The organism is Bradyrhizobium sp. UFLA01-814 (genome assembly GCF_046718885.1).
GTDB lineage: Bacteria > Pseudomonadota > Alphaproteobacteria > Rhizobiales > Xanthobacteraceae > Bradyrhizobium > Bradyrhizobium elkanii.
On sequence record NZ_JAQOSR010000205.1, the window covers coordinates 1 to 13,401 of the forward strand.

Sequence of the window (13,401 nt, forward strand, 5' to 3'; positions counted from 1 at the left end):
CCAAGCTCGGCTGGGCGCCGAAGACGCCGTTCGCGCAGCTGGTGAAGGAAATGGTCGCCAGCGATCTCGTCGAGGCCTGGCAGGACGCGGCCAATGGCAAGCACGGCGTTTGAGCTGAAGGGCAAGACCGTCTTCGTTGCCGGTCATCGCGGCATGGTCGGCTCGGCGCTGATGCGCCGGCTGGCGCGCGAGGAGGCCGATCTCCTGACGGTGTCGCGCAGCGAGGTCGACCTGCGCGACCAAACCGCGGTCAACGCCTGGTTTGCCGCGATGCGGCCGCAGGCCGTGTTCCTCGCCGCCGCCAAGGTCGGCGGCATCGTCGCCAACAACACGCTGCGGGCCGAATTCCTCTACGACAATCTGGCGATCTCGAGCAACGTGATCCAGGCGGCGCACGCCAATGGCTGCGAGAAGCTGATGTTCTTCGGCTCGTCCTGCATCTATCCGCGCCTGGCGCCGCAGCCGCTGCGCGAGGATTCGATGCTGACCGGCCCGCTGGAGCCGACCAACGAGCCCTATGCCATCGCCAAGATCGCCGGCATCAAGATGGCCGAGGCCTATCGTAGCCAGTACGGCGCCGATTTCATCAGCGTGATGCCGACCAATCTCTACGGCCCTGGCGACAACTATCACCCCGAATACAGCCACGTCGCTGCCGCGCTGATCCGTCGCTTCCACGAGGCCAAGGTTTCGGGCGCCGGCCACGTCGCGGTGTGGGGCACCGGCACGCCGCGCCGCGAATTCCTCTATGTCGACGATCTCGCCGACGCCTGCGTCCATCTGATGAAGACCTATTCCTCGCCCGAGCTGGTCAATATCGGCACCGGCGAGGACATCACCATCGCCGAGTTCGCCCTCGTGGTTGCCGCTGCTGTCGGCTACCGCGGTGAGATCAGCTTCGATACGTCGCGGCCGGACGGCACGCCGCGCAAGCTGCTCGACGTCGGCCGGCTGGCCAGGCTCGGCTGGCGCGCCACCACCTCGCTCGAGGATGGCATCGCCCTCGCCTACCGGACGTTTCTCGATGAGAAATAGAGATGCCGCCAAAATCGATCTGCTCGTCCGGAACAAAATAAGTAGCTAGCGGCGAGATTGACTTGACAAATCCTGCGCCATCAAAGAATTGCGCAGCAAAGGCGCTGTGGATCCGCCGCCCAGCATAATCGTCTCATGACTGCATTGGCACACTTGGAGATCGTCGCCGTCCAGACGCGCAGAGCATTTGCCGCAACGAGTGCCGAGATGAGATTCGAAAACGTCATCATCGTGCGATCGCTGGAATTGCGAGAGACCACGTTGGATGCGCATGGCGCCTTCAAATCAACGCATCGGCTGCTTCGCGAATGCCCGTGTAAATGTCGTCGAGATCTGGAGCCGTAATGCAGTACGGCGGCATCACGTAGATGGTGTTACCAAGCGGGCGCAGCAGCAGATTTCGCGCCTTGAAGAAAGCCTGAAGCTTCGGACCGACGGTCGCAAGATAGCCCGTATCCCTCACCTCGAGATCGAGCGCTGCGATGGTTCCGGTGCGGCGGACGTTTGCAAAGCGCGGATCCCTACGGAATGGCTCGATCGCCCGCTCCTGCATAGTGGCGACCGATGCCAGGCGATCACGAGACGCGCTGTCTTGCCAAAGATCGAGGTTGGCCTTCGCTGCGGCGCAGGCCACCGGATTCGCAGCATATGAACCCGAGTGAAAGAACGTACGCGTGCGATCTTTCGAATAGTGCGCATCAAAAATATCACCGCGGCAAAGCGTCACCGCGAGGGGAAGCGCACCTCCCGTGATGCCCTTCGAATAGCAGACGATATCTGGTGTGATGTTGGCTTGCTCGCAGGCGAATAAAGATCCGGTACGACCCCAACCGGTCATGACCTCATCGGCGATGAACAGAACCTCAGATACTTCGCAGATCCGTTTCATCTCCTTGAGCACCCAGGCGGGGTACATTAGCATCCCGCCAGCCCCCAACACGAGAGGCTCGACGATAAACGCCGCTGGAATTTCGTTTCGACATACGGCCTCGAGCGCATCAAGAGTCACCTGTTCACGGCCGCTTGCTGGGAACGGAACCGAGGTCACGTCGAACAGCAGCGGCCCGTAGGCCACGTTGAATACGCCGCGGGCACCAACCGACATCGCCCCAACCGTGTCGCCGTGATAGGAATGTTGCATCACGACAATGCGTATGCGTTGCTCGCCAATATTATGCCAATAGCCGAGCGCCATTTTTAAGGCGACTTCCACGCTGCCTGAACCACCATCGGAGAAAAAGACATGGTCGAGACCACGCGGCACGACTTTCAATAGCAGCGCCGCAAGCTCCTCGGCCGGCTCATGGGAATATCCGGCAAAGATGATCTGGTTAAGCTTGCCAGCTTGCTCCTGGATTGCTCTGACAATATTTGGATGGCAATGGCCATGGGTTACAACCCACCAGGAGGAGATTGCATCTACGATGCGGTGCTCCTCTGACGTGTAGAGATAAGCTCCATCTCCGCGCACGATCTTGATCAGTTCGTCTTGCAGCGCGTGTTGTGTGAACGGATGCCAGATCGGCGACCTCTTCTTTAGCGCCATGGCTTGAAATCATCTCGACGGAATGAAGCGTTGAACGCGGCCTGCAGCGTGTCTGCCGACAAAGGAGCAATCCAGGGCAAGCGCCCTAACCAACGGACCCGGCCCATCTCGCAAATCGCCCTCACAGCTTCCGGGTTCTTCTCACCAACGAAAGCTATTCCGAGAATGTCGATGTGACGCTTTCGGAGAGCCTCTATTGAGAGCAGCGACTGGTTAATCGCTCCCAACGCAGTGCTCGCGCAAAGCACGACTGGAAGCCGCCATCGCTCAAAGATGTCGATGTAAAGTGTGCTGCCACTCAGCGGTACCATCAGCCCGCCGGTCCCCTCGATCACAAGTTGCCGCTCCCCGGTATCGGGCATATTGAGCGAATCCGTGTCGATGCGAACTTCGTCGGCTTCGGCGGATTGATGGGGCGAAGTGGGAGTTCGCAGGCGGTAAAGCTCCGGCACGATGCGATCGGATGTGAGACTGCCGAGCCTTGCGACCAGCTCTGTATCGGTCTCTCCCGCAAGACCCGCCTGAATTGGTTTCCAATAGCTCGCGCCGAGGAGATTGGTCAGCCCCGCGCAGAAGATCGTCGTTCCAATTCCGGTATCCGTGCCAATCACCACGATCTGCTGCAGCCTCATCGAGCTTCACCTCATATCTCCTCGAACAGAACGTCGAGCATGGACGTCATCCTCGACGACATTGAGCGTCATTGAAATCCGCAGACCGGCTAAAATCTAACGTTGAACGCTACTTGCGACCGACTATTCGTCGATCGTATCAGTTGTCTGCCAGATCGCGCTCGCCGTAGGCGTGCGATCGCTGTACGAACCGGACCGACCTGCGCTTGGAGCCGAAAGATGTATCCTAATTGTCTCAGAACAGTACGCTACGTACTCGAGGTGGTCCGCGAACCACCTATCGAAAGATGCTGAATGAATCGGGGCCCCGGAGAATGTTCAGCCCGACCTGATGCTTTGCGGGTCGCAGCGGCCGGCGCAAACGATTTGCTGCCTTTGCAAATCGTCTCTTCGCGAGCCGCCACGTCCCGCGGTTCGTCACAATGCTAAAGTGAAACGGTGAGGCCGACCTATCGTGCCGGTCCCATGGTGCGCAATCACATAGGCGGCAAACCGCGCTCGGGTTCGACGTTGAAGATTCCGACGCGTCCGTTGTCATGCTGCGGTGTCCAGCAGCAGTTGCACCTTATCCACCTGGTGCCCCCACCGTGATGCCGTGATTACTCGCAAACCTCAGCGGAGCTTGCAAATTCTTCCATTTGTACTCGCAGTCGAGCGCCCTAGCGGCTTGCTATCGCAGCTCAATCAGGGGCGCCGCCTGATGCTAAACGCGTGCTGCGAGCGCGCAACGTCGATCAAGCCGTGCCACCTGCTCGCGCGCCACATTCAGACCATTGGCCCCCTGGTAGTCCAAATGCTTTGATCAAAGAGATGGTTCTTGCGAGCTTCTGCCGCAGGCTCCAACTGCCGGACGAGCGGCAACCCTTGCTTCTGCCGTAAGGCGGCGGCGCCAGCATTGCGCTGAGCCTGATCCCGGGCTAAGGATGCGGCCGAGTTGCAGCGTCATCTTTGCGGTCACCATGATCCGTCACATCGTGTTCTTCACGGCCAAGGATAAGGCCGATATCGACCAAATCATCGACGGTCTATCGGTTCTCACTACAATCCCACATGCACGCCGACTCGAAATTGCACGTAACCGCAAGAGCGATCAACTCGGCAACGATATCGATGTCGTTGTCTATGGTGAGTTCGATAGCGAGAGAGATCTTGCAGCGTACAAAACGCACAATCTGTATCTGGAGGCGATCCGGCGCGTACGACCACTCCGGGAGCTGCGCTTTGCCGCCGATTATGAACTATCAACAGACGTCCATTTCGCTGGAGCGGCGGAGTTAAGCCAAATTGCTCGGCGCAGCCGGCCGGCTGACACAGGCTAATTTGATGATCAGCCCAGGGTTCGTCCGTTTCGGACGAAACGTGGCCTTTCTCTGGACGATCGGTTCGAACCCCGCCAACCATCGGTGATCGCTAGCACTATGGACGTCCGTGAATTGCAGTGGATCGAGCCCGTCAAGGCACTGCGATGCCTTGCGCGCCGGCCACACCTTGCCTTTCTTGATAGCGCAGCGCGGCATGAAACGCTTGGGCGGTATTCATATCTATCGTGCGAACCGTTCAGCACCTATTTGATTACCGATGGACATGCAAGTTGGAATGGCGAGACTATTCAGGGCGATCCTTGGGTAGTGCTTCGCACGCTTCTCGCCAGATATCGGGAAGAGCATCGCCCTGATCTTCCGCCCTTCCAGGGAGGCGCGGCCGGCTTTTTTGCTTACGATCTGAATAGGACGTTGGAACGATTGCCGGCGCCGGCAAATCCCGGTCAGTGCTTGCCCCACTCGATTCTGCATTTCTACGACGTGGTCGTCAGCTTCGACCACCACCACAACAGGTGCTGGATCGTCTCCACCGGATGGCCGGAGCAAGACCCCGCTCGACGAACCGAGCGCGCGCGTCGTCGCGCCGACGAGTTTTCGGCGCTGCTTGCCAATCCAAAGGTTCCGCGGATTATAATCCCTGCCACGGCGGGCGCATGGCATTCGAACTTCAGCCGTGAAGGCTACATCGCGGCGGTCCAGCGCGTCGTCGATCTGATTCTAGCAGGGGACGTATTCCAGGCAAACATTGCCCAACGGTTCAATGCCAGGGTGTCGCCCCTGTTCGATCCGCTCTCCTTTTACTGCCAACTGCGCTCATTAAACCCGGCGCCGTTTGCAGCCCTCCTGCGCTATGGCGAGCTGACCATTGCGTCGAGCTCCCCGGAGCGTTTCCTGAAATTTGATGGACGGCAGGTCGAAACGCGCCCCATCAAGGGCACGATCGCGCGTTCCGCCGACCCGAAAGAAGATCAGCGCCGCGGTGAAATCCTGCTTGCATCCGAAAAAGACCGTGCCGAGAACATCATGATCGTCGACCTTCTGCGCAATGATCTGTCGCGCGTTTGCACTGCGGATTCGGTCGACGTTCCAGCGCTGTGCGACCTCGAGTCCTTCGCTTCAGTGCACCATCTCGTCTCGATCGTGAGGGGCGAACTTGCGACAGGCAAAGACGCGGTTAGTCTGCTTCGCGCCTGTTTTCCAGGAGGATCCGTGACCGGCGCTCCAAAGGTGCAGGCGATGAAAATCATCGCGAACATCGAGCAAGTAGCACGAGAGGTCTATTGCGGGGCGATCGGCTTCATCGGCTTCAACGGGCACATGGATACAAACATCGCGATCCGCACCGTGACGATCGATAATGATCTGGCTGCGTTTCATGCAGGTGGCGGGATAACGGTGATGTCGGATCCAGAGGCCGAATACGAGGAGACGCTCGCCAAGGCACAGCGAATCTTTGAGGCCTTTCAGGCCACAACACCTGGTGCACCTTGATTGTCATTATCGACAATTACGATTCGTTCGTCTTCAATATTGCGCGCCATTTCCGTAAACTAGGTGAAGCAACGGAAGTAATCCGCAACGATGCGCTCAGCCTTACCGACATTGTCGGCCTCAGACCGCGCGCAGTGGTCATTTCGCCCGGTCCCTGCACGCCAATGGAGGCTGGGATATCGACCGCCGTGGTGCGCGAACTTTCAGGTCGCGTCCCAATTCTCGGTATTTGTCTCGGACACCAGTGTATAGGCAGCGTCTTCGGCGGACGCGTCGTGCGCGCTCGTCGCCCTATGCATGGTCGGTCCTCCTGCGTAACGCATGACGGTCGTGGGCTGTTCAGCGAACTTCCGTCCCCACTTTGCGTCGGTCGCTACCATTCGCTCGTTGTCGAGCTGGATGAAGCATCCAGGCAACATCTTAAGGTAACGGCGCACTCCGACGAAACCGAGATCATGGCCCTCGCCCATCGCTATCACCCAACCTATGGCGTACAGTTTCATCCGGAATCGATATTGACCCAATATGGGTCCATGCTGCTGATGAGCTTCTTGCAAATTGCAAACGCCTTCGCGAGCAGGAGAATCGACGCCCACGAACCGTTGGCAACGCCTCTTTCAAAGGACGCATCCGAGCCACCATCCAGGATATGATCGCGCGCACTGCAGCCGCTGGTTCAGTCTGGCCGGCTAGCAGGAGTTCTGCTCGCGACCTCAGTGACTTGATCGCTCTAGAGGCGCGATCGAGCGCCCCTCGGTCGACCGACGGCAGCAATTCGTGGCGCGGGCGAACCCCGGAAGCGTAATTCGCGGCTCCTGCGCCTGGGAGCGTTCAGCGTCATCGATTGGCCAGATGGGCATCAGCTGCCCCGGTGAGGTCGAGCTCGGCTTGGTCAGCGCTTGCGTCAGCGCGGTGATCGGACGCGATCGCGACATAGACCGCGGGCAGCACGAAGAGCGTGAACAGCGTGCCGATCGACATGCCCGCGACGAGCACGAGCCCGATCGAGAAGCGGCTCGCGGCGCCCGCCCCCGTTGCGGTCAACAAGGGTAAGAGGCCCATGACCATCGCCGCCGTGGTCATCAAGATTGGACGGAGTCGGACGCGCGCCGCCATCTCGATGGCCGAGCGGCGATCGAGTCTCTCCTTGAGCTGCAGCTCATTCGCGAACTCGACCATCAGGATACCGTGCTTGGCAATCAACCCGACCAATGTCAACAGTCCGACCTGGGTGTAAATGTTCATGGTCGCCGCACCAAAGAATAGTGGGATCAACGCGCCGACGATCGCCATCGGTACGCTGATCATGATGATGAGCGGATCTCGCAAACTTTCGAACTGCGCCGCAAGCACCAGGAAAATGATGATGAGTGCAAATGCAAAGGTGATGGCCAGTTGATTGCCCTCCTGCACATATTGGCGGGCGTCGGCAAGGAAGTCGTGGCTGAAGCCTGAGGGTAGCTTCTTTGCCTCCCCGTCCAGGAAGTCCACAGCCTGCCCGATCGTGACGCCGGGCATCGGTACGGCCTGGAAGGTCGCGGAATTGAGTTGGTTGTAATGGGTGAGCACGTTCGGATCAGTTGCCGTCTCGATGGAAACCACGGTTGACAGCGGCAGCATCGAACCTGCCGCAGTCTTCAGAAAATAGCTGCCCAGTGATTCCGGCGTCAGGCGCTTCTCGCGCGTCACCTGCGGGATCACCTGGTAAGAGCGGCCCTGCAGATTGAAGCGATTGACGTAGTTTCCGCCAAGTAGGGTGGCGAGCGCGCTACCAACGTTCTGCATGGTGACGCCAAGGTTGTTAGCCTTGGAGCGATCGACTTTGATTCGTAGCACCGGCTGGTTGAATTCAAGGTCGGAGTCGCTGACCATGAACAGACCGCTGTTGCGCGCGGCATCCTTCAGCTTCGACATCTGCTCATAGACAGACTGGAAGCCACGCGTCGAGTTGATTACCATCTGCACTGGCAGACCACCCGATCCACCCGGAAGCGGCGGCAAGCTGAAGGCAAATGAGTTGATGCCTTCGATCTTTGACAGCTCAGCCTGGACCAACGGCTTTAGCTCGATCGACGACCGCTTGCGCTCGTCCCATGGCTTGAGCAACATGCCTGCCATGCCGCCTTGCGGACCGCTAACGCCATTCAGAACGAAGCGCAGATCGGTCTCGGGAAATTTCTGGAACGCGTTGTCAACCTTGGTGCCGTAGTAGTCCAGGTAGTCGATGTTGGCGTATTTCGGCGCCTTGGATATTGCGAATACGATGCCTTGGTCTTCCTCAGGTGCAAGTTCCCTGGAAATATGCATATAGAGAAAGCCGACGAGGCCCAGCATGGTCAGCGCGAACAGCCCGGTAATCGGGCGATAGTCGAGCGAGCGGTCGAGCTTGCGGCCGTACCAGCGTGTCATGTCGCCGAACACGCGGTTCACAAATGCCGCAAAGCGCCCCTCCTCGGTGCGTTTCAGGAAGACCGAGCACATCATCGGCGACAGCGTCAACGCGATCACGCCAGACACGATCACCGAACCAGCCAACGTAAGCGCGAATTCGCGGAACAGCGCACCGGTGAGGCCGCCGAGAAAGCCGATGGGCGCATACACGGCGGCCAACGTAATCGTCATGGAGACGACGGGGCCAACAATCTCGCGCGCGCCGATCTTGGCGGCCTGTATGGGCGGCGCGCCTTTTTCCAGATGGCGATGAATGTTTTCAACGACGACAATCGCATCGTCCACCACGAGACCGATCGCAAGCACCATCGCGAGGAGGGTCAGGAGATTCAATGAAAATCCCAGCGCCAGCATCATGCTGCAGACGCCAACCAGCGACAGCGGAATGGTGACGACGGGAATGATGACCGAGCGCAACGAGGCCAGGAAGAGGAAGATGACCAGCACCACAATCACGACGGCCTCAATGAGCGTGTTCTTCACTTCATCGATCGATGATTGAATGAACCTTGTGGAGTCGTAGGCCACTTTCATCTTCAGCGACGGCGGCAGATTGCGCTCCAGTTCCGGAAACAACGCTCGAACACCTCGCACGATGTTCAGGGGATTTCCTTGCGGGCTCGGCTGCACGCCGATGAAGATCGCGTGCTCACCATTCATGGCGACGCTGACGTCTGTGGTCTGCGCGGCAAGCTCGACGGTCGCAATGTCCTCCATGCGCACAAAGCCGCTGTCATTGGCTTTGACGATCATGCGCTTGAAGTCCTCGACACTCCGCAGATCAGTGTCGACCGTGATATCAGAAAGGATGAAATAGCCCTTGGCCTGACCAGCCGCGGCCTGGAAGTTGTTGGCGGCGATTGCAGCTGAAACCTCAGCCGGCGACACTCCGTGCCCCGCCATTCTTACTGGATCGAGCCAAAGTCGCATCGCAAAAGTCTGGCCGCCCAGGATATCTGCCGCTGCGACACCCTCTACAGTTGACATAATCGGCTGCACCACCCGCGAGAGATAGTCGGATATCGCGCTGGCCGTCAGTTCTTCGCTGGAGAAGGCGATATACATGACAGCGGTGGTCTGACCGGTAGACTTCGTGACGACAGGATCGTTCGATTCCTTCGGGATCAGATATTTGACCGAGTTGACCTTAGAAAGCACTTCAGTGAGCGCCTCGTTGGAATCGAAATTGAGCTTGATGTAGACTTGGATCGTCGAGGTGCCGAGAACCGAGGAGGACGTAATGTAGTCGACACCCTCGGCCGAAGCGACCGCCTGCTCCAGCGGGGTGGTGATGAACCCCTGGATCATGTCCGCGGAGGCACCAGGATAAGACGTCGTGATAGTGACGAGCGTATTCGACAGCTTGGGATACTGCCGAATCGGCAGAACGGCGGCCGCGCGAAGGCCAATCAGCAGGATCAGCAGACTGACAACGATCGACAGTACCGGACGTTTGATGAAAAGCTCGGTAAATGCCATCGCGGCGCTCGCATTCAATAGACCGACGCAAATTCGGCAAGTCACCGCCCTATCATCGATGCGGAGACTGCGGCTAAGGTCTGTAGCGTGAGGGAAGCGGAATCGGTTGCTCTAAAGGCTCTTGTTCCTGAGCAACACATCGCCCTCTACTTCGCGAGGATATTGGGCGACCATTTCGAATGAAGGTAGAAGCTTCAGCATGGCCTGAAGGGTCAGCTGACCTTCGTAAAGCTCCTTGTCGCTGTATTCGGTGTAGATGAAGCGCGTATTGTTTAAGGTCTGCCTGCCGCCAGCGAAGACATCAGCCTCCGCTCCTTGCACATCCATCCAGATCAAATCAATTTTGTTCAGATTGGCCTCGGCGCACCAGTCATCCAGGCGTCGGGTTTCAACCGATATCGGGCTATCGAACCGAACCCATTCATACTCGGTAAGATGATTCTTTGGTCGCCGTATCGATCCAGAAAGAGCCCAATCCTTTGCCTCTCTATCTCCGTTGCTTGGATGGAAGTCGACGCTACCATTCTTGTCGCTAATCGCGATCTCCGATAGACGAATCTTCTCGAGATAGAGACCAATGTTTTTCTTGAACCGAGCAATCGCCCGGGGATCCGGTTCGAAGCAGTAGATATGAGCTTCTGGGCAAAGCTGAAGAAAACGTAACGAGTCAGTTCCGTCGTAGCTGCCTATGTCCAAGATCACGGGATCTGGCTTCTGAAGGAACGAAACAATACGCTGATGGACCTCCAATGCGGACCCGGGCTCACGTGTTTCCATTTAACTCTGTCCTCACGCCTCAATGGCTCGCAACAAAATCAAGTTAGCTTAGGCTTTTGCCGATCACTGACGACCTTCGGAGATCTAGCCTCGACTCTGAAAGTACAAAAACCAGACGGGTGGCTCAACTCTACAGAGGTAAGCAGGCGATATAGAACGGGTTGCAAAACCTATACTAAGGTTTGCAGATGAAAGGAAGTTGCACGAATGGTCCGGCATTCGACGCGCCGCGCTCTCGCGGTCCTCTGAGGTTCGCGAGCTGTTCGACTAGATGTCAACCACCGGGCCGGGACTTCGCCAACCTCCTTGAAGACGGCAGACTCTGCCTGACCAGCAACGATAAACGCTGGGGAACGAACATCCGCGGCATCGCTGTTGGAAGACACAACTGAACTTTTGCCTCAGCGCGGCGGAGCGCACTGCTATTGCTGACGCGTCTCACCACCGCACACTTGAACGACGTTGACCCGCAAGCCAGGGCCACCGATGCCTCGCCCATCGCCGATCTGCCTGCGTTCCGCCTGCAGAGTAGCCTCGCCAGGAATGGAAAACGCCTGCGTGCGGTTGAAACCCCTCCGATAAGAAGCCCGTCGCAGCCGCCTGAACGTCTCAGCGACCATAGTCCCTCGCTCATGCGCCCGGAACCGTTGTGCGGCTAACCTCGGACGGGCACCTTACGCTGCGCTCGCAATCGAGCTATACCGGTGTGTAATCGAGTTATCCCCGAGGATGACTGGCACGATCGCGGGCGCAATCATATGGCCTTATACTATCTAGATAGTCGAGGGAGGCCATGTCCACTCAAGTTCACTGCCTATTCGGGGAAGCAAAGGAACGCGCACCGCACGGTCGTCGCGCACCTAGTCTATATTCCAGTTTGATCGATGATTTGAGTCAGTTGAATTTCGCAGACGCGGATGACCGTCGAGCATTCCCTCCGACACTACACAGCATGTTCGCAAGGCATGGACTGTTCGGGCTCACTACACCAGCAGAGCACGGCGGAATAGCTCTTCCCTTGCAAGAGGCCATCGACCTCATCTCCGCTACTGCATCCTTCGACGTCTCGGCTGCCTCTACCCTCGTCATTCATAACTTCTTGGCATTGCCCTGCATCGAGGCGGCGCCGCACATCCCTGAACAGAGGCACGTCATGTCCTGTGCAACACGCGGCGACCTTTGCGCATTCGCGTTGACAGAGCCTCAAGCTGGTTCTGCCCCGCGGCATATCGAGGCCTCGGCTTTCATGCACGAAGATAGAGTTCGCATCTCTGGTCGCAAAATTTGGATCGGCCTCGCCGATTGGGCTCGTTGGATCGTTTGCTTTGCGCGAGCCTCTGGTCCCGATGCGAAAGGTCGGCTCGTTGCCGTACTAGTTGATAGACAGGCTCCGGGCCTAAAGGTCACACACGAGCATCGCACCCTCGGTCTACGCGGCATCATTCAAAATACCCTGGAGTTTCAGGATGTCGAGGTGCCGAGTGCTTACGTGCTATCTCGCGATCAAGACGGCTGGGGGGCAGCAACATCTAGTATGAACCGCGGGCGTATCGGTGTGGCTGCCATGGGCCTTGGAGCCCTTGAGCGCGCTCTCCAGGTCGCAGCCTCATATGCAAACCATCGTCGATTAGGCAAGCTGCGCATGATTGAGAACAGCTATATCGCGCAGCTATTGGAGCAGATGGTACTCCGGCGGGAAGTAAGGCAATGCTGGGTGCATCCTGCCGAATTGTCTCAGCGCAGGGCGCACCCAACGTCCACCTTGCTTCGGCAACGAAGGTTTTGTCGTCGGAATGGTGCGGCGTCGTCGCAGATCAGTGCGTCCAACTGTTAGGCGGCCGTGGTTACGATGAGGGAACACCGGTGGCTAAAATCTATCGAGACGCTCGCATTCTACGCATCTTCGAAGGTCCGACCGAGGCGCTTCTGTCGCATCTCGGCCGCTGCCTTCTCTCTAGAGCCACACGTGACGAGATAGCCGATCTTTTTCTGTCTCTTGGTGCGGCGCAAATCCATGCCGCTATGATGGAGGAACTTTCCGGACTGAACGAGACAGACGGCGCCGTGCTAATCTATGCGGGTTGGCTCACCACGCTAGGACTGGCACAAGCTATCATGTCAGCTGATGGCTTCTTCCCTTCAGATTGTGCCACAGCAGCAGCTGACCTAGTCAGTTCCGAGTTAGCAACTCTCCGCACTCGCGCGCCGACACGGCAATCTTTCGAGGGCCGCATTCGCGCCAGCCGGGTTCTGAATGCCTTCCTCCAAGATGCAGTTTCTTCCATCGGTGCACCTGTCCTCACAGACGATCACCTCAAATTGGTGCAGTATGTATAACATCTTGCTAGGTCGATACGCAGAAAGATCATTGACGGCTGATCGCTTGCTGATTCCTCTGCGGTGCGCTTCGGGCAACGGCGATACAATACACCCGTTCAGGCTGAACGACGATCAGTAGCGGCGGATCAAGTCCTATTTGCCGATCGACGTCCGGCAAGGAAGTGCGTGTGATTAGCGGCAACTTCCATGTGATCAAGAGCGGTTGTCGATGGAGTGATTGCTCTAGTGAATATGAGCCAGCCAACGACGATCTAGTGTCCCGAGTCACAAGTTCGCAATCATAGATTCGCAGTAGATTCGCGTCGCTGTGCCAAGGATGGAGGCAAAC

At 57.9% G+C, this 13,401-nt stretch carries 9 protein-coding genes and 2 pseudogenes; 7 read left to right on the plus strand and 4 right to left on the minus strand.

Features of this window, described 5'->3' with window-relative positions:
- Together PMN64_RS37680 and fcl are read left to right on the plus strand one after the other, a co-directional pair.
- Nucleotides 1–113, plus strand: a pseudogene (locus PMN64_RS37680) (GDP-mannose 4,6-dehydratase); the annotation flags it as partial.
- Nucleotides 94–1,035 carry a GDP-L-fucose synthase gene (gene fcl / locus PMN64_RS37685; RefSeq protein ID WP_411784420.1) on the plus strand — a complete coding sequence of 314 codons (942 nt, stop codon included), beginning with the start codon at nt 94–96 and terminating at the stop codon, nt 1,033–1,035. The pseudogene PMN64_RS37680 and the gene fcl, both read left to right, overlap by 20 nt.
- Nucleotides 1,036–1,315: 280 nt before the next feature.
- Here fcl and PMN64_RS37690 read toward each other — a convergent pair whose 3' ends face one another.
- Nucleotides 1,316–2,581, minus strand: coding sequence for an adenosylmethionine--8-amino-7-oxononanoate transaminase (locus tag PMN64_RS37690; RefSeq protein WP_411784421.1), 1,266 nt, complete (start codon nt 2,579–2,581; stop codon nt 1,316–1,318).
- Nucleotides 2,572–3,213 carry a dethiobiotin synthase gene (gene bioD, locus PMN64_RS37695; RefSeq protein WP_411784422.1) on the minus strand — a complete coding sequence of 214 codons (642 nt, stop codon included), beginning with the start codon at nt 3,211–3,213 and terminating at the stop codon, nt 2,572–2,574. The genes PMN64_RS37690 and bioD overlap by 10 nt, the downstream gene beginning before the upstream one ends.
- Before the next feature lie 959 nt (nt 3,214–4,172).
- On the opposite strand from bioD, the gene PMN64_RS37700 reads away from it, so the two are divergent.
- The 3 genes from PMN64_RS37700 (at nt 4,173) to PMN64_RS37710 (ending at nt 6,679) form a co-directional block, all read left to right on the plus strand.
- Nucleotides 4,173–4,532 (plus strand): Dabb family protein, encoded by a 360-nt coding sequence (locus tag PMN64_RS37700; RefSeq protein WP_411784423.1) that lies wholly within the window; start codon nt 4,173–4,175, stop codon nt 4,530–4,532.
- Nucleotides 4,533–4,631: 99 nt separating this feature from the next.
- Entirely contained in the window at nt 4,632–6,026 is a 1,395-nt protein-coding gene (gene pabB / locus PMN64_RS37705; RefSeq protein WP_411784424.1) for an aminodeoxychorismate synthase component I, read from the plus strand.
- The gene (locus PMN64_RS37710) at nt 6,023–6,679 is read left to right on the plus strand and encodes an anthranilate synthase component II (RefSeq protein ID WP_411784425.1); all 657 of its coding nucleotides are present in this window, start codon (nt 6,023–6,025) and stop codon (nt 6,677–6,679) included. The genes pabB and PMN64_RS37710 overlap by 4 nt, the downstream gene beginning before the upstream one ends.
- 184 nt (nt 6,680–6,863) lie before the next feature.
- On the opposite strand, the gene PMN64_RS37715 is transcribed toward PMN64_RS37710, so the two are convergent.
- On the minus strand, nt 6,864–9,956 hold the full coding sequence (locus tag PMN64_RS37715) for a multidrug efflux RND transporter permease subunit (RefSeq protein ID WP_411784426.1): 3,093 nt from the start codon (nt 9,954–9,956) through the stop codon (nt 6,864–6,866).
- Between the two features lie 111 nt (nt 9,957–10,067).
- Nucleotides 10,068–10,733 carry an FkbM family methyltransferase gene (locus tag PMN64_RS37720; protein WP_411784427.1) on the minus strand — a complete coding sequence of 222 codons (666 nt, stop codon included), beginning with the start codon at nt 10,731–10,733 and terminating at the stop codon, nt 10,068–10,070.
- Nucleotides 10,734–11,526: 793 nt separating this feature from the next.
- Between PMN64_RS37720 and PMN64_RS37725 the strand changes: the two are divergent.
- Nucleotides 11,527–12,405: pseudogene (locus tag PMN64_RS37725) on the plus strand (acyl-CoA dehydrogenase family protein); the annotation flags it as partial.
- Nucleotides 12,406–12,440: 35 nt separating this feature from the next.
- Entirely contained in the window at nt 12,441–13,070 is a 630-nt protein-coding gene (locus PMN64_RS37730; protein WP_411784428.1) for an acyl-CoA dehydrogenase family protein, read from the plus strand.
- Nucleotides 13,071–13,401: the final 331 nt, after the last annotated feature.

Excerpts from the sequence above, each read along its gene's own strand:
- bioD (WP_411784422.1), bottom strand. The coding sequence starts at position 3,213 with ATGAGGCTGCAGCAGATCGTGGTGATTGGCACGGATACCGGAATTGGA.
- PMN64_RS37720 (WP_411784427.1), bottom strand. The coding sequence starts at position 10,733 with ATGGAAACACGTGAGCCCGGGTCCGCATTGGAGGTCCATCAGCGTATT.
- PMN64_RS37715 (WP_411784426.1), bottom strand. The coding sequence starts at position 9,956 with ATGGCATTTACCGAGCTTTTCATCAAACGTCCGGTACTGTCGATCGTT.
- pabB (WP_411784424.1), top strand. The coding sequence starts at position 4,632 with ATGGACGTCCGTGAATTGCAGTGGATCGAGCCCGTCAAGGCACTGCGA.
- fcl (WP_411784420.1), top strand. The coding sequence starts at position 94 with ATGGCAAGCACGGCGTTTGAGCTGAAGGGCAAGACCGTCTTCGTTGCC.
- PMN64_RS37690 (WP_411784421.1), bottom strand. The coding sequence starts at position 2,581 with ATGGCGCTAAAGAAGAGGTCGCCGATCTGGCATCCGTTCACACAACAC.
- PMN64_RS37730 (WP_411784428.1), top strand. The coding sequence starts at position 12,441 with ATGCTGGGTGCATCCTGCCGAATTGTCTCAGCGCAGGGCGCACCCAAC.
- PMN64_RS37700 (WP_411784423.1), top strand. The coding sequence starts at position 4,173 with ATGATCCGTCACATCGTGTTCTTCACGGCCAAGGATAAGGCCGATATC.